A 17059-nucleotide genomic window follows, 5' to 3' on the forward strand; every position below is an offset into this window, starting at 1 on the left:
ATCTTTTATCTTTTATCTTTTATCTTTTATCTTTTATCTTTTATCTTTTATCTTTTATCTTTTATCTTTTATATTTTATCTTTTATCTTTTATCTTTTATCTTTTATATTTTATATTTTATATTTTATATTTTATATTTTATATTTTATATTTTATATTTTATATTTTATATTTTATATTTTATAAAAGCCCCCGCTAACAAGCAGGGGCTTTAAATTTGAGTAAGTGCAACCTTGGGTAAACAATGATGCCGTCTGAACCGTATCCGTGTTCAGACGGCATTTTTGTCCTTTAATCCGCCATTCCCTGCCATTCCGCCGAATACGGCGTATCGATTCCGAAAAGCGACAAAGCGTGTGCAACACTGTGTGTAACAATATCGTCTGCAGTTTGCGGTTTGCGGTACATCGCAGGAACAGGGGGAAACACCACGCCGCCCATTTCTGTTACCCGTTTCATATTGTCCAAATGGGCAAGGTTCAACGGTGCTTCGCGGACCATCAGTACCAGCCGCCGCCTTTCCTTCAAAACCACATCCGCCGCACGTGTCAGCAGATTGTCGCCGAAGCCGTGCGCGACCGAGGCAAGCGTCCGCATCGAACAGGGTGCAACCAGCATCCCGTCCGTTTTAAACGTACCGCTGGCAATGCATGCCCCGATATTGCCAATCGGATGGACGAAGTCAGCCAAGGCATATACTTCGTCTTTCATATAATCCGTTTCCGAAGTCCGGGCCATCTGCGCACCTTTCGATACCACAAGGTGCGTTTCGACATCTTGCGTAAGCAGAAGCTGCAATGCCTTAATGCCGTAAGCAAAGCCGCTTGCCCCGCTGATACCGACAATCAACCGTCGAGTCATCATCCGTCTTTCCGTTATGCCGCAGGCAGCGGCAAAGCGGTTATTATAGTGAAAAAAACGATTCGAGATAAACACGGATACAAATTGTCGGCAACACCCAATATCCGATAAAATACCCGATTTAACATCCTATCTGAATAGGCACGGGAGGGCGGTATGGCAAAAGTAAAAGGCGGATTGGGGCGCGGATTGGATTCGCTGCTCGCCAACGGTGCGGACAACAGCAGCGGCGACCGGTTGACTGCGGTTGCGGTTAAAGATATCCGGCCCGGCCGCTATCAGGCGCGTGTTCAAATCGATGACGAAGCCTTGCAGGAGCTGGCGGATTCGATTAAGGCGCAAGGCGTGATACAACCCGTCATCGTGCGCGAACACGGACTGTCCCGATACGAACTGATTGCAGGCGAACGCCGTTGGCGCGCCGCACAGATTGCCGGCCTGTCCGAAATCCCCGCCGTTATCAAAACCATCAGCGACGAAACCGCGCTGGCAATGGGTTTGATTGAAAACCTCCAGCGCGAAAACCTCAACCCCATCGAAGAAGCACAAGGCTTGAAACGCCTTGCCGACGAGTTCGGGCTGACCCACGAAACCATCGCCCAAGCCGTCGGTAAAAGCCGAAGCGCGATTTCCAACAGCCTGCGCCTTTTAAGCCTGCCCGAACCCGTGCAGGAAATGCTTTACCAACGCCGCCTCGAAATGGGGCATGCCCGCGCATTGCTGACCCTGCCCGTCGTCGAACAGCTCGAGTTGGCGCAAAAGGCCGTCAAAAACGGCTGGTCGGTGCGCGAAGTCGAACGCCGCAGCCAGGCCGCCCTTCAAAACAAACGTCCCGAGCCCAAAAAAACTGCCGCCGCCGACATCGGCCGCCTGAATGATTTGCTGACTGAAAAACTGGGTGTCAACGCTGAAGTCAAAACCGCCAACCACAAAAAAGGCAGGATTGTCCTGTATTTCGATACGCCTGAAACGTTCGGCCACCTGTTGGAGCAGTTGGGAATAGATTACCTGCCTTAATTTTGCGGGATATGCCGTCTGAAACATAAAACGTAAAGAAATTCGGACAAACTTTCCAATAATCTGTAATTATATGTAATGTGTGTTAGAATGACACCTACCGCCGTTATTCAGGCGGCGGGTGCGGCGGATTGGGATACGTTGTTTCACAAAGATTAACTGTCGCTTGACGTAATAAGGCTTCTAAATTATATTAGCCGCGCCTCAAATCCGAGGCGGAAACATTCCCTTTATGAAGCAGATTATCATCCTACAATCCGCCGTATTGTCCATATGCGCCGCAGTTGCCTTTGCCGTATGGGGTTTTGCCGGATTCCTTTCGGCGGTCGGGGGCGGTTTGTCCTACCTGCTTCCCACGTTTGTTGCAGTTTTACTTTTAAAACTTTTCAGGGGAAACCCCTTCCTGCAAAGCAGGATGTTCGTCTTCGGAGAGATTTTAAAAGTAGTGCTGTCGCTGTTGTCTATGCTTGCCGTATTTGCAATATGGCATCAATCGCTGGTGTTCGCCCCGTTTCTGATGGGGCTGCTCGGTGTCAGCCATCTGGTTTTTTTAGTATTGTTGAGAGTGAAAGATTATGGCAGGTGAAACCATTACCGCTGCCGACTACATCAAGCACCACTTGCAGAGCTTGACCAGTTTGTCGGATGTTACTCAGGGTCAGGGACTGAAAAACATTGCTGATTTTTCGTTTATTAACCTTGATGCCGTCTTTTTTGCCGTCTTGTTGGGCGTAATCGGCAGCTTTCTGTTGTGGCGCGGTGCAAAAAAAGCGACGGCAGGCGTTCCCGGACGTTTTCAGGCCGCCGTGGAAATCTTGTTCGAGTTTGTGGACGATATGTGTAAGAGCATCATTCACAATGAAAAGTCTAGAAAAGCCGTCGCGCCGTTGGGTCTGACGCTGTTTGTCTGGATTTTCCTGATGAACGCGATGGATATGCTGCCGGTCGATTTGCTGCCGATGGTATGGCAGGGCATTACCGGCAACCATCACGCCCTGCTGCGCGTCGTGCCGACTGCCGATTTGAACACCACTTTGGCACTCGCTGTCGGCGTGTTGCTGATTTGTATTTATTACAACATCAAAATCAAAGGATTGGGCGGATGGTTTCACGAGTTGTTCAGCGCGCCGTTCGGTGCAAAACTCGCACCTGCGAACTTTCTGTTGAATTTGGTCGAGTTTCTTTCTAAAACCGTATCCCACGGTATGCGGCTGTTCGGCAATATGTATGCGGGCGAATTGGTATTCTTGCTGATAGCCTTGCTTGGCGGTGCTTGGGCGGCTTCCGGCAGCATCGAAGTAATGGATCCGATTCTGTTTGTCTTCCACATTATTGCCGGTTTGGCATGGGCGATTTTCCATATTTTGGTGATTACCCTGCAGGCGTTTATTTTCATGGCGTTGGCGTTTGTCTATATCGGACAGGCACATGATGCGCACTGATTTTCTTAAGTAGTTTGTTTTTTGTAGTTTAACCTTTGTTTCTTTAAGGAGTTTAAAATGGGTTTGATTGCTATCGCATGTGGTTTGATCGTTGCATTGGGCGCACTGGGTGCCTCTATCGGTATCGCAATGGTCGGTTCTAAATATTTGGAATCTTCTGCTCGTCAACCTGAGCTGATTGGTCCGCTGCAAACCAAGCTGTTCCTGATTGCCGGTTTGATTGATGCGGCCTTCTTGATCGGTGTGGCTATTGCCCTGTTGTTCGCCTTCGTTAACCCGTTTGGTACTGGTGCTGCGTAATCAAGGCGGAGAAATCCGTTCAGATACAGGCTTACCGTCTGTTTGATTAACCCCAATACGAAGGTTAAGTAACGTGAATATCAATGCAACATTATTCGCTCAAATCATCGTCTTTTTCGGTTTGGTATGGTTTACCATGAAATTTGTGTGGCCGCCGATTGCAAAAGCTTTGGATGAGCGTGCTGCAAAAATCGCCGAGGGCTTGGCTGCCGCCGAGCGCGGTAAGAGCGATTTTGAGCAGGCAGAGAAAAAAGTTGCAGAACTTATGGTCGAAGGGCGTAATCAGGTTTCCGAAATGGTTGCCAACGCCGAAAAACGTGCTGCCAAAATTGTCGAAGAAGCCAAAGAACAGGCTTCTTCCGAGGCGGCGCGCATTACAGCTCAGGCAAAGGCCGATGTGGAGCAGGAATTGTTCCGCGCACGCGAATCCCTGCGCGAGCAGGTTGCCGTGTTGGCTGTCAAAGGTGCCGAATCTATTTTGCGCAGCGAAGTCGATGCTTCCAAACACGTAAAACTGCTCGATACCCTGAAACAGGAGCTGTAATCTTATGGCAGAGTTCGCAACGATCGCCAGACCTTATGCAAAGGCATTGTTCGGTCTGGCTCAGGAAAAAAAACAAATTGAGTCTTGGTTGGGCGGACTGGAAAAACTTGCGGCGGTTGTTCAGGAAGGGAAGGTGGCTTCATTGATTGACCGTCCTGAAACGAATGCTTCAGAAAAAGTAGATATCCTCATCGATTTGGTCGGTTTGAAAGACAAGGAGTTGAAAAACTTTGTTATTGTCTTGGCCGGGCAGAAACGTTTGTCGATATTGCCGGAAGTATATGCTCAATATCAAGACTTGACCTTATCATTCAACCATATCAAATCTGCCGTCATTTACAGTGCTTATCCGTTGACCGACAAACAGGTCGGCGAGTTGGCGCAAATGCTGAATAAGCGTTTCGACAGCGAGCTGAAAATCTCTGTCGAAATCGAACCGGAGCTGATTGGCGGCATAAAAGTTGAAGTGGGTGATCAGGTTTTGGATTTGTCTGTACAAGGCAAACTGAGTGCCTTGTACACGACTATGACGAATTAGGAGAGTTTTCATGCAGCTTAATCCTGCTGAAATTAGCGATCTGATTAAAGCCAAGATCGAAAATCTGTCTGTAAATGCCGAAGTGCGTACCTGTGGTACGGTGATTTCGGTAACTGACGGTATCGTTCGTATCCATGGTTTGTCAGATGCAATGCAAGGTGAGATGCTCGAATTCCCGGGTAACACTTTCGGCTTGGCGATGAACCTAGAGCGCGACTCCGTCGGTGCCGTAGTGTTGGGCGAGTACGAACATATTAAAGAAGGCGACACGGTTACCTGTACCGGCCGTATTTTAGAAGTGCCGGTCGGACGCGAACTGGTCGGACGCGTCGTTGATGCATTGGGTCGGCCGATTGACGGCAAGGGCCCAATCAATACAACTTTGACCGCCCCTATCGAAAAAATCGCACCGGGCGTGATTGCGCGCAAATCGGTTGACCAGCCGATGCAGACCGGTCTGAAGGCGATTGACTCTATGGTTCCTGTCGGTCGCGGTCAGCGTGAGTTGATTATTGGCGACCGTCAGACAGGTAAAACGGCCGTAGCATTGGATGCCATCGTCAACCAAAAAGGTACGGGTGTTATCTGTATCTATGTCGCTATCGGTCAAAAAGCATCTTCTATTGCCAACGTGGTCCGCAAATTGGAAGAGCATGGCGCGATGGAACACACGATTGTGGTTGCTGCAACTGCATCTGAAGCGGCGGCATTGCAATATATCGCACCTTATTCAGGTTGTACGATGGGTGAATTCTTCCGCGATCGTGGCGAAGATGCCTTGATTGTTTATGACGATTTGTCCAAACAGGCTGTGGCTTACCGTCAAATTTCCCTGCTTTTGCGCCGTCCGCCCGGCCGCGAAGCCTATCCCGGCGATGTGTTCTACCTGCACTCCCGTCTGTTGGAACGTGCGGCACGTGTCAATGAACACGAAGTGGAGAAATTGACCAACGGCGAAGTAAAAGGCAAAACCGGTTCTCTGACTGCTTTGCCGATTATCGAAACCCAAGCAGGCGACGTATCTGCTTTCGTTCCGACTAACGTCATTTCGATTACCGACGGTCAGATTTTCTTGGAAACCGACCTCTTCAACGCCGGTATCCGCCCTGCAATCAATGCCGGTATTTCCGTATCGCGCGTAGGCGGTGCGGCACAAACCAAAGTCATCAAAAAACTGGGCGGCGGTATCCGTTTGGCGTTGGCGCAGTACCGTGAATTGGCGGCGTTCTCGCAATTTGCTTCCGATTTGGACGAAGCAACACGCAAACAGCTGCAACACGGCGAAGTGGTTACCGAATTGATGAAGCAAAAACAATTCAGCACATTGGACACTGCCGAAATGGCATTGACTTTGTGGGCGATCAACAACGGTTCTTACGCAGATGTTCCGGTATCCAAAGCCTTGGCTTTCGAGGCGGAATTCCTGAGTTTCGTCCGTACGCAGCACCCTGAGGTTTTGGAAGCGGTTAATGCATCGGGCGCAATGTCTGACGAAAGCGAAAAAGCATTGGCCGAAGCCATGAAATCTTTCAAATCTTCTTACGCTTACCAAGCATAAGCATTGAGATGAAAGGAGTCTGAAATGGCAGTCGGGAAAGAGATTCTCACCAAAATCCGCAGTGTTCAAAATACCCAGAAGATCACTAAAGCGATGCAAATGGTGTCAACCTCTAAAATGCGGAAGACTCAAGACCGGATGCGCCTGGCGCGTCCGTACGCCGAAAAAGTGCGTACGGTGATGAGCCATCTCGCACAGACCAATGCCGATCACGGTATCAAATTGTTGGAGCCGCGCAGCGAAGTGCGCCGTGCCGGTTTCATCTTGATTACCTCGGACAAAGGCTTGTGCGGCGGCTTGAACGCAAACGTACTGAAAAAGTTTTTGGCGCAAGTTCAAGAGTATCAGGAACAAGGCATCGAAGTCGAAGTCGTGTGCCTGGGTAGTAAAGGTTTGGCTGCATGCCAAAGCATCGGTTTGAATGTTATTGCCAGCGCAACCAATTTGGGCGATACCCCGAAAATGGAATTGCTGCTCGGCTCTCTGACCGAAATCTTCCAACGTTATGAGAAGCATGAATTAGACCGTATCCATATGGTTTACTCACGTTTTATCAACACAATGCGCCAAGAGCCGCGTATGGAAGTTTTGCTGCCTATCGGTGAAAACGTTATTGACGACGGAACAGGCCATTCTTCATTTACTTGGGAATACCTCTACGAGCCGAGCCCTGTCGCCGTATTGGAATATTTGGTTCGCCGCTATTTGGAGTCTGTGGTTTATCAGGCATTGAGCGACAACATGGCATCCGAACAAGCCGCGCGTATGGTAGCGATGAAAGCCGCAACCGACAACGCAGGCAATGCCATCAAAGAATTGCGCCTGGTGTACAACAAATCGCGCCAAGCCGCGATTACCACGGAATTGTCAGAAATTGTAGCAGGTGCGGCGGCAGTTTGATGCCGTCTGAAGCCTGAACAGGAAATTAGGATACGATAATGAGCCAAGGCAAAATCGTGCAAGTTATTGGTGCGGTGGTTGACGTGGAATTTCCACGCGATGCGATTCCGCATGTTTACGATGCCCTGAAATTGGACGAGAACGGTCTGACCCTGGAAGTCCAACAGCTTCTGGGTGACGGCGTTGTCCGTACTATTGCAATGGGTAGTTCAGACGGCCTGAAACGCGGCATGTCTGTCAGCAATACCGGTGCGCCAATCACTGTGCCGGTAGGTAAAGGCACATTGGGCCGTATTGTCGATGTATTGGGTACGCCTGTTGATGAAGCAGGTTCGATCGATACCGACAAGAGCCGCGCCATCCACCAAACCGCCCCGAAATTCGACGAGTTGTCTTCAACTACCGAATTGTTGGAAACCGGCATTAAAGTGATCGATTTGCTGTGTCCGTTTGCCAAGGGCGGTAAAGTAGGTCTGTTCGGCGGTGCCGGTGTGGGCAAAACCGTGAACATGATGGAATTGATCAACAACATCGCCAAAGCGCACAGCGGTCTGTCCGTGTTCGCAGGTGTGGGTGAACGTACCCGTGAAGGTAACGACTTCTACCACGAGATGAAAGATTCCAACGTATTGGATAAAGTAGCCATGGTGTATGGCCAAATGAACGAACCTCCAGGCAACCGTCTGCGCGTTGCTTTGACTGGTTTGACTATGGCCGAATACTTCCGTGACGAAAAAGATGAAAACGGTAAAGGTCGCGACGTATTGTTCTTCGTTGACAACATCTACCGTTACACTTTGGCCGGTACCGAAGTATCTGCACTGTTGGGCCGTATGCCTTCTGCAGTGGGTTACCAACCGACATTGGCTGAAGAAATGGGTCGTTTGCAAGAGCGTATTACCTCTACCCAAACCGGTTCCATTACTTCCATCCAAGCCGTATATGTACCTGCGGATGACTTGACTGACCCGTCTCCAGCGACAACCTTCGCCCACTTGGACGCAACCGTCGTATTGAGCCGTGATATTGCATCTTTGGGTATTTACCCGGCAGTTGACCCGCTTGACTCTACTTCACGCCAATTGGATCCGATGGTATTGGGTCAAGAGCACTACGACGTAGCGCGCGGTGTACAGTCTACTCTGCAAAAATACAAAGAATTGCGCGACATCATCGCCATTCTGGGTATGGACGAATTGTCTGACGAAGACAAACTGACTGTAATGCGTGCCCGTAAAATCCAACGCTTCCTGTCTCAACCGTTCCACGTTGCCGAAGTGTTTACAGGTTCTCCAGGCAAATATGTCGCTCTGCGCGATACCATTGCCGGTTTTAAAGCCATTTTGAACGGCGAATACGATCATCTGCCCGAGCAGGCATTCTATATGGTCGGCAGCATTGAAGAAGCAGTAGAGAAAGCGAAAACCTTAAACTAAGGAGGTCGGCATGAGCGTCATGCAAGTTGAAGTGGTCAGTAGCGAGCAAAACATCTATTCGGGCGAAGCCAGCTTTGTAGTGGTTCCGACCGTTCAAGGTGAGCTTGGTATTTACCCGCGACACGAGCCGATTATGAGTTTGGTGCGGCCGGGAGCTTTGCGTTTGACTGTTCCCGGCGAGGATAAGGAGGTCTTGGTTGCTGTTTCCGGCGGCGTCTTGGAAGTTCAACCTGATAAAGTTACCGTTTTGGCGGACGTTGCCGTCCGTAGTGCGGAGATGGATCAGGCACGTGCGGAAGAGGCGAAAAAAGCTGCCGAAGCCGGTATCTCTCAAGCCAAAGACGATAAGGATTTGGTAGAGGCACACAAGGCATTGGCTGCCGCAATTGCACAGCTCAAGACTTTGGACTATATCCGTTCGCACAAAAAATAAAACTTGTGTGGTTTGGGAAAGCACGGTCGTTTGGCCGTGCTTTTTATTTTCCGGATTTAAATTAAAAAATTATCCATCCCCTGGTTTCAAATCAGGCTGTCTTCGAGATAAATCTATTCAAGCGGCTATGGAAACAGTAAAATAAAACCTTTATTTTATCGAACAATAAGTCATGCTCACCTTCCAACAAATCATCTTCAAACTGCAAACATTCTGGGCAGACAAAGGCTGCACCGTCATCCAACCTTTCGACATGGAAGTCGGCGCAGGTACTTCCCATCCCGCCACCTGTCTGCGCGCACTCGGCCCCGAGCCTTGGTTTGCCGCCTACGTCCAACCCAGCCGCCGCCCCAAAGACGGTCGCTACGGCGACAACCCCAACCGCCTGCAACACTATTACCAATTCCAAGTCGCCCTCAAACCCGCCCCCGCCAATATCCAAGACCTTTATCTCGACTCTCTGCGCGAATTGGGCATCGACCCTAAAGTCCACGACATCCGCTTCGTCGAAGACGACTGGGAAAACCCCACCCTCGGCGCATGGGGCTTGGGCTGGGAAGTTTGGCTCAACGGCATGGAAGTAACACAGTTTACCTATTTCCAACAAGTCGGCGGCATCGACTGCACCCCCGTACTCGGCGAAATCACCTACGGCATCGAACGCTTGGCGATGTACCTGCAAGGCGTGGAAAACGTCTATGACCTCGTTTGGGCAAAAACGCCGGACGGCAACACCGTAAGCTACGGCGACGTGTACCACCAAAACGAAGTCGAACAATCCACCTACAACTTCGAATACAGCGATGCCGACTGGCTGCTGCGCCAATTCAACGACTACGAAGCGCAAGCCAAACGCCTGCTCGCCGAAGAAAACGCCGGCCTCGCCCTGCCCGCCTACGAGCTCGTCCTCAAAGCGGGGCATACGTTCAACCTTTTAGACGCACGCGGCGCGATTTCCGTAACCGAACGCGCCACCTACATCGGGCGCATCCGCGCGTTGAGCCGCGCCGTGGCGCAAAAATATGTCGAAAGCCGCGAAAAACTGGGCTTCCCGTTGATTAAAAAATAACGATACGTCGTCTGAAACAGGTTTTCAGACGGCCTTTTTTGCGTATCCATTAATACAGGCCGTACGGCATATGCAGGCTTTATAAGCAGGGCCTACGGACAAACAGAAAGTCTCATATGACAACCCAAACTCTTTTAATCGAACTCCTTACCGAAGAACTCCCGCCCAAAGCCCTGAATAATCTGGGCAACCATTTTGCCGCTTCCGTTGCCGAAGGCTTGGAAAAAGCGCAACTGGTTGACGGCGCAGCCGAATTTACAGCTTATGCCTCGCCGCGCCGTTTGGCGGTTCAAGTCAAAAACGTCAAAGCCGTTCAAGCCGATCAAAAAATCGTGAAAAAAGGCCCTGCCGTGGCGAATGCCGTAAAAGACGGTGTGCCGACCAAGGCTTTGGAAGGTTTCGCGCGCGGTGCGGGCGCGAAAATCGAAGATTTGACCATCGTCCACGACGGCAAGCAGGACGTGTACGCCTACGAATACGTCCAAACCGGCAAACCGTTGGGCGAACTTTTGGAAGACATTATCAATGCCGCAGTGAAAAAACTGCCGATTCCGAAAGTGATGCGTTGGGGCAGCAGCACGTTTACCTTTGTGCGCCCCGTCCACGGGCTGATTGTGCTGCACGGCGGCGATGTCGTGAACGTCAGCGTTTTGGGTCTGCAAAGCAGCAATCAAACCTTGGGACACCGCTTCCTCTCCAACGGCGAAATCACCATTGAAAACGCCGACAGCTACGCCGAACAAATGCGCGAGCAAGGCAAAGTCGTCGCTTCGTTTGCCGAGCGCAAATCCGCGATTCAGACGGCATTGGAAGGGCAGGCACGCCGTCTGAACGCGACTGTTGCTGCCGATGAAGCATTGTTGGACGAAGTAACCGCGCTGGTCGAATGGCCTGTTGTTTTGGAAGCCGGTTTTGAGGAACACTTCCTCGCCGTGCCGCAAGAATGCCTGATTCTGACGATGCAGCAAAACCAAAAATACTTTCCGCTGCTCGACCAAAACGGCAAGCTGATGAACCGCTTCCTGCTGGTCTCCAACCTGCAAACCGAAGACCCGTCGCACATCATCCGAGGCAATGAACGCGTTTTGCGCGCGCGCCTGTCTGATGCCGAGTTCTTCTACAAACAAGACCAAAAGGCGACTTTGGAAAGCCGCCTGCCCAAGCTGGCGAACGTGGTGTACCACAACAAAATCGGTTCGCAAGCCGAACGCATCGAACGTTTGCAAAGCATTGCCGCCCACATCGCTAAAGCGTTGGGCGCAGATGCTGCCGCAGCCGAACGCGCCGCACGTTTGGCAAAAGCCGACTTGGTGACCGAAATGGTCGGCGAGTTCCCCGAACTGCAAGGCACGATGGGCAAATACTACGCCCGCTTGGACGGCGAGACCGAAGAAATCGCCGAAGCTATTGAGCAACACTACCAACCGCGTTTTGCCGGCGACAAGCTGCCCGAAAGCAAAATTGCCGCCGCCGTGGCACTGGCGGACAAGCTGGAAACCCTGGTCGGAATTTGGGGCATCGGCCTGATTCCGACCGGCGACAAAGACCCCTACGCCCTGCGCCGCGCCGCCTTGGGTATTTTGCGGATGCTGATGCAGTACGGTTTGGACGTAAACGAACTGATTCAGACGGCATTCGACAGCTTCCCGCAAGGTTTGCTCAACGAAAAAACGCCGCCTGAAACTACCGACTTCATGCAGGCGCGCCTTGCCGTGTTACTGCAAAACGATTATCCGCAAGACATCGTTGCCGCCGTACTCGCCAAACAGCCGCGCCGTTTGGACGATTTGACCGCCAAGCTGCAGGCTGTCGCCGCGTTCAAACAACTGCCCGAAGCCGCCGCGCTCGCCGCCGCCAACAAACGCGTGCAAAACCTGCTGAAAAAAGCCGATGCCGCGTTGGGCGAAGTCAATGAAAGCCTGCTGCAACAGGACGAAGAAAAAGCCCTCTTTGCCGCTGCGCAAGGCTTGCAGCCGAAAATCGCCGCCGCCGTCGCCGAAGGCAATTTTCAAACCGCCTTGTCCGAACTGGCTTCCGTCAAACCGCAAGTCGATGCATTCTTTGACGGCGTGATGGTAATGGCGGAAGATGCCGCCGTAAAACAAAACCGCCTGAACCTGCTGAACCGCTTGGCAGAGCAAATGAACGCGGTAGCCGACATCGCGCTTTTGGGCGAGTAACCGTTGTACAGTCCGAATGCCGTCTGAAGCCTTCAGACGGCATCGTGCCTATCGGGAGAATAAATTGCAGCCTTTAGTCAGCGTATTGATTTGCGCCTACAACGTAGAAAAATATTTCGCCCAATCATTAGCCGCCGTCGTGAATCAAACTTGGCGCAACTTGGATATTTTGATTGTCGATGACGGCTCGACGGACGGTACGCTTGCCATTGCCCAGCGTTTCCAAGAACAGGACGGCCGCATCCGTATCCTCGCGCAGCCGCGCAATTCCGGCCTGATTCCCTCTTTAAACATCGGGCTGGATGAATTGGCAAAGTCGGGGGGGGGGGATATATTGCGCGTACCGATGCAGACGATATTGCCGCCCCCGATTGGATTGAGAAAATCGTGGGCGAGATGGAAAAAGACCGCAGCATCATTGCGATGGGTGCGTGGCTGGAAGTTTTGTCGGAAGAAAAGGACGGCAACCGGCTGGCGCGGCACCACGAACACGGCAAAATTTGGAAAAAGCCGACCCGACATGAAGACATTGCCGCCGTTTTTCCTTTCGGCAACCCCATACACAACAACACGATGATTATGAGGCGCAGCGTCATTGACGGCGGTTTGCGTTACAACACCGAGCGGGATTGGGCGGAAGATTACCAATTTTGGTACGATGTCAGCAAATTGGGCAGGCTGGCTTATTATCCCGAAGCCTTGGTCAAATACCGCCTTCACGCCAATCAGGTTTCATCCAAATACAGCATCCGCCAACACGAAATCGCGCAAGGCATCCAAAAAACCGCCAGAAACGATTTTTTGCAGTCTATGGGTTTTAAAACCCGGTTCGACAGCCTTGAATACCGCCAAATAAAAGCAGTAGCGTATGAATTGCTGGAGAAACATTTGCCGGAAGAAGATTTTGAACGCGCCCGCCGGTTTTTGTATCAATGTTTCAAACGGACGGACACGCCGCCCGCCGGCGTGTGGCTGGATTTTGCGGCAGACGGCAGGATACGGCGGTTGTTTACCATGAGGCAATACTTCAGCATTTTGCACCGGCTGATTAAAAACCGCCGGCAGGCGCGGTCGGATTCTGCAGGGAAAGAACAGGAGATTTAATGCAAAACCACGTTATCAGCCTAAGCTCCGCCGCAGAACGCAGGGCGCACATTGCCGAAACCTTCGGCAGTCGCGGCATCCCGTTTCAGTTTTTCGACGCACTGATGCCGTCTGAAAGGCTGGAACAGGCGATGGCGGAACTCGTCCCCGGCTTGTCGGCTCACCCCTATTTGAGCAGTGTGGAAAAAGCCTGCTTTATGAGCCACGCCGTATTGTGGAAACAGGCACTGGACGAAAGCTTACCGTATATCGCTGTATTTGAAGACGACGTTTTACTCGGCGAAGGCGCGGAGCAGTTCCTTGCCGAAGACGCTTGGCTGCAAGAACGCTTTGATCCCGATTCCGCCTTTATCGTCCGCTTGGAAACGATGTTTATGCACGTCCTGACCTCGCCCTCCGGCGTGTCGGACTACTGCGGGCGCGCCTTCCCGCTGTTGGAAAGCGAACACTGGGGGACGGCGGGCTATATCATTTCCAGAAAAGCGATGCGGTTTTTTTTGGACGGGTTTGCCGCCCTGCCGTCTGAAGGGCTGCACCCTATCGATTGGATGATGTTCGGCAACCCTGACGACAGGGAAAGGATGCCGGTTTTCCAGCTCAATCCCGCCTTGTGCGCCCAAGAGCTGCATTATGCCAAGTTTCACGACCAAAACAGCGCATTGGGCAGCCTGATCGAACACGACCGCTGCATGAACCGCAAACAGCAAAGGCGCGATTCCCCCGCCAACACATTCAAAAACCGCCTGATCCGCGCCTTGACCAAAATCAGCAGGGAAAGGGAAAAACGCCGGCAAAGGCGCGAACAGTTAATCGGCAAGATTATTGTGCCTTTCCAATAAAAGGAGAAAAGATGGACATCGTATTTGCAGCAGACGACAACTATGCCGCCTACCTTTGCGTTGCGGCAAAAAGCGTGGAAGCGGCCCATCCCGATACGGAAATCAGGTTTTACGTCCTCGATGCCGGCATCAGTGAGGCAAACCGGGCGGCGGTTGCCGCCAATTTGCGGGGGGGGGGTAATATCCGCTTTATAGACGTAAACCCCGAAGATTTCGCCGGCTTCCCCTTAAACATCAGGCACATTTCCATCACGACTTATGCCCGCTTGAAATTGGGCGAATACATTGCCGATTGCGATAAAGTCCTGTATTTGGATATAGACGTATTGGTCAGGGACAGCCTGAAGCCCTTATGGGATACCGATTTGGGCAATAACTGGGTCGGCGCGTGCATCGATTTGTTTGTCGAAAGGCAGGAAGGCTACAAACAAAAAATCGGTATGGCGGACGGCGAATATTATTTCAATGCCGGCGTATTGCTGATCAACCTGAAAAAGTTGCGGCAGCACGATATTTTCAAAATGTCCTGCGAATGGGTGGAACAATACAAGGACGTGATGCAATATCAGGATCAGGATATTTTGAACGGGCTGTTTAAAGGCGGGGTGTGTTATGCGAACAGCCGTTTCAACTTTATGCCGACCAATTATGCCTTTATGGCGAACAGGTTTGCGTCCCGCCATACCGACCCGCTTTACCGCGACCGGACCAATACGGCGATGCCCGTCGCCGTCAGCCATTATTGCGGCCCGGCAAAGCCGTGGCACAGGGACTGTACCGCTTGGGGTGCGGAACGTTTCACAGAGTTGGCGGGCAGCCTGACGACCGTTCCCGAAGAATGGCGCGGCAAACTTGCCGTCCCGCCCGCGAAGCGTATGTTTCAAAGATGGCGCAGAAAGCTGTCTGCCAGATTCTTACGCAAGATTTATTGACGGGGCACGCCGTCTGAAGCCTTCAGACGGCATCGGACGTATCGGAAAGGGGAACGGATTGCAACCTTTAGTCAGCGTATTGATTTGCGCCTACAACACAGAAAAATATTTCGCCCAATCGCTGTCCGCCGTAGTGGGGCAGACTTGGCGCAACTTGGATATTTTAATCGTCGATGACGGCTCGACGGACGGCACACTTGCCATTGCCCGGCGTTTCCAAGAACAGGACGGCAGGATCAGGATAATTTCCAATCCCCGCAATTTGGGCTTTATCGCCTCTTTAAACATCGGGCTGGACGAATTGGCAAAGTCCGGGGGGGGGAATATATTGCGCGCACCGATGCAGACGATATTGCCGCCCCCGACTGGATTGAGAAAATCGTGGGCGAGATGGAAAAAGACCGCAGCATCATCGCAATGGGCGCGTGGCTGGAAGTTTTGTCGGAAGAAAACAATAAAAGCGTGCTTGCCGCCATTGCCCGAAACGGCGAAATTTGGAAAAACCCCCTGACCCATCAGGAAATCGTGTCTGCCTTTCCCTTCCGCAACCCCATACACAACAACACGATGATTATGCGGCGCAGCGTCATTGACGGCGGTTTGCGGTTCGACCCCGCCTATATCCACGCCGAAGACTATAAGTTTTGGTACGAAGCCGGCAAACTGGGCAGGCTGGCGAATTATCCCGAAGCCTTGGTCAAATACCGCTTCCATCAAGACCAGACCTCTTCCAAACACAACCTGCAACAGCGCAGGACGGCGTGGAAAATCAAAGAAGAAATCAGGGCGGGGTATTGGAAGGCGGCAGGCATAGCCGTCGGGGCGGACTGCCTGAATTACGGGCTTTTGAAATCAACGGCATATGCGTTGCACGAAAAAGCCTTGTCCGGACAGGATATCGGATACCTCCGCCTGTTCCTGTACGAATATTTCTTGTCGTTGGAAAAGTATTCTTTGACCGATTTACTGGATTTCTTGACAGACCGCGTGATGAGGAAGCTGTTTGCCGCACCGCAATATAGGAAAATCCTGAAAAAAATGTTACGCCCTTGGAAATACCGGGGCTATTGAAACCGAACAGGGAAAATCATGCAAAACCACGTTATCAGCCTAAGCTCCGCCGCAGAACGCAGGGCGCACATTGCCGATACCTTCGGCAGGCACGACATTCCGTTTCAGTTTTTTGATGCACTGATGCCGTCTGAAAGGCTGGAGCAGGCGATGGCGGAACTCGTCCCCGGTTTGTCGGCGCACCCCTATTTGAGCGGAGTGGAAAAAGCCTGCTTTATGAGCCACGCCGTATTGTGGAAGCAGGCGTTGGACGAAGGCACGCCGTATATCGCCGTATTTGAAGACGACGTTTTACTCGGCGAAGGCGCGGAGCAGTTCCTTGCCGAAGACGCTTGGCTGGAAGAGCGTTTTGACCCCGATTCCGCCTTTATCGTCCGTTTGGAAACGATGTTTATGCACGTCCTGACCTCGCCCTCCGGCGTGGCGGACTACTGCGGGCGCGCCTTCCCGCTGTTGGAAAGCGAACATTTTGGTATGGCGGGTTATATCATTTCCCGAAAGGCAATGCGTTTCTTCTTGGACAGGTTTGCCGTTTTGCCGTCTGAACGCCTGAAGGCGGTGGATTGGATGCTGTTCAGCAGTTTCCTCGACAAAGGGGATATGACGGTTTGCCAACTGACCCCCGCCTTGTGCATCCAAAGCGAAACCCTGCCCAGCCAACTGAAAAACGGCAGGCAGGAATCGCACCGCAACCGCCGCTCCCCGAAGGTTTTGTTGAAACGCGCTTTGGGAAAAATCGGCAGGGAAATCGAAAGGGCGAGGGAACGGAAACGTCAGAAAAAATTGGAAAAACACCTTGGGCGGCACGTCGTCCCGTTTGAATAGGTTTTGGCCT

Annotated in this window: 16 protein-coding genes and 2 pseudogenes; 17 read left to right on the forward strand and 1 reads right to left on the reverse strand. The window is 51.7% G+C overall.

The window, feature by feature from the left end:
* Positions 1-291 precede the first annotated feature (291 nt).
* On the reverse strand, positions 292-861 hold the full coding sequence (locus Q3O12_RS09935; RefSeq protein WP_301670375.1) for a UbiX family flavin prenyltransferase: 570 nt from the start codon (positions 859-861) through the stop codon (positions 292-294).
* Between the two features lie 156 nt (positions 862-1017).
* On the opposite strand from Q3O12_RS09935, the gene Q3O12_RS09940 reads away from it, so the two are divergent.
* The 17 genes and pseudogenes from Q3O12_RS09940 to Q3O12_RS10020 all read left to right on the forward strand — a co-directional run bounded on the left by Q3O12_RS09940 (position 1018) and on the right by Q3O12_RS10020 (position 17049).
* On the forward strand, positions 1018-1878 hold the full coding sequence (locus tag Q3O12_RS09940) for a ParB/RepB/Spo0J family partition protein (protein ID WP_301670287.1): 861 nt from the start codon (positions 1018-1020) through the stop codon (positions 1876-1878).
* A 232-nt stretch (positions 1879-2110) separates the two neighbouring features.
* The gene (locus Q3O12_RS09945; RefSeq protein WP_002214803.1) at positions 2111-2464 is read left to right on the forward strand and encodes an ATP synthase subunit I; all 354 of its coding nucleotides are present in this window, start codon (positions 2111-2113) and stop codon (positions 2462-2464) included.
* Positions 2454-3320: a F0F1 ATP synthase subunit A gene (atpB, locus tag Q3O12_RS09950; protein ID WP_025457637.1), complete on the forward strand. Its 867-nt coding sequence runs from the start codon at positions 2454-2456 to the stop codon at positions 3318-3320. Before Q3O12_RS09945 ends, atpB begins: the two co-directional genes overlap by 11 nt.
* 57 nt (positions 3321-3377) lie before the next feature.
* Positions 3378-3620, forward strand: coding sequence for a F0F1 ATP synthase subunit C (gene atpE / locus Q3O12_RS09955; RefSeq protein ID WP_003708448.1), 243 nt, complete (start codon positions 3378-3380; stop codon positions 3618-3620).
* Positions 3621-3693: 73 nt separating this feature from the next.
* Complete coding sequence (locus tag Q3O12_RS09960; RefSeq protein WP_301670288.1) at positions 3694-4164, forward strand: F0F1 ATP synthase subunit B; 471 nt, start codon at positions 3694-3696, stop codon at positions 4162-4164.
* Between the two features lie 4 nt (positions 4165-4168).
* Entirely contained in the window at positions 4169-4702 is a 534-nt protein-coding gene (locus tag Q3O12_RS09965; RefSeq protein ID WP_301670289.1) for a F0F1 ATP synthase subunit delta, read from the forward strand.
* Between the two features lie 10 nt (positions 4703-4712).
* Complete coding sequence (gene atpA, locus Q3O12_RS09970; protein ID WP_301670290.1) at positions 4713-6260, forward strand: F0F1 ATP synthase subunit alpha; 1548 nt, start codon at positions 4713-4715, stop codon at positions 6258-6260.
* Positions 6261-6284: 24 nt separating this feature from the next.
* Positions 6285-7160, forward strand: a complete 876-nt coding sequence (atpG, locus tag Q3O12_RS09975) for a F0F1 ATP synthase subunit gamma (RefSeq protein WP_301670291.1) — start codon at positions 6285-6287, stop codon at positions 7158-7160.
* 38 nt (positions 7161-7198) lie between these two features.
* The gene (atpD, locus tag Q3O12_RS09980) at positions 7199-8596 is read left to right on the forward strand and encodes a F0F1 ATP synthase subunit beta (protein ID WP_301670292.1); all 1398 of its coding nucleotides are present in this window, start codon (positions 7199-7201) and stop codon (positions 8594-8596) included.
* Between the two features lie 10 nt (positions 8597-8606).
* The gene (locus Q3O12_RS09985) at positions 8607-9029 is read left to right on the forward strand and encodes a F0F1 ATP synthase subunit epsilon (RefSeq protein ID WP_003676117.1); all 423 of its coding nucleotides are present in this window, start codon (positions 8607-8609) and stop codon (positions 9027-9029) included.
* Positions 9030-9201: 172 nt separating this feature from the next.
* On the forward strand, positions 9202-10098 hold the full coding sequence (gene glyQ, locus Q3O12_RS09990; RefSeq protein ID WP_101072389.1) for a glycine--tRNA ligase subunit alpha: 897 nt from the start codon (positions 9202-9204) through the stop codon (positions 10096-10098).
* Between the two features lie 116 nt (positions 10099-10214).
* Entirely contained in the window at positions 10215-12278 is a 2064-nt protein-coding gene (glyS, locus tag Q3O12_RS09995; RefSeq protein WP_301670293.1) for a glycine--tRNA ligase subunit beta, read from the forward strand.
* 16 nt (positions 12279-12294) lie between these two features.
* Positions 12295-13382, forward strand: a pseudogene (locus Q3O12_RS10000) (glycosyltransferase family 2 protein).
* Positions 13382-14221, forward strand: coding sequence for a glycosyltransferase family 25 protein (locus tag Q3O12_RS10005; RefSeq protein WP_301670294.1), 840 nt, complete (start codon positions 13382-13384; stop codon positions 14219-14221). Before Q3O12_RS10000 ends, Q3O12_RS10005 begins: the two are co-directional and overlap by 1 nt.
* 11 nt (positions 14222-14232) lie before the next feature.
* A complete protein-coding gene (locus tag Q3O12_RS10010; protein WP_301670295.1) occupies positions 14233-15153 on the forward strand; it encodes a glycosyltransferase family 8 protein in 921 nt (306 codons plus the stop codon).
* Between the two features lie 58 nt (positions 15154-15211).
* A pseudogene (locus Q3O12_RS10015) lies at positions 15212-16224 on the forward strand (glycosyltransferase family 2 protein).
* Positions 16225-16242: 18 nt separating this feature from the next.
* Entirely contained in the window at positions 16243-17049 is an 807-nt protein-coding gene (locus Q3O12_RS10020; RefSeq protein ID WP_301670296.1) for a glycosyltransferase family 25 protein, read from the forward strand.
* Positions 17050-17059: the final 10 nt, after the last annotated feature.

This window comes from Neisseria benedictiae (assembly GCF_958267435.1).
GTDB lineage: Bacteria > Pseudomonadota > Gammaproteobacteria > Burkholderiales > Neisseriaceae > Neisseria > Neisseria bergeri.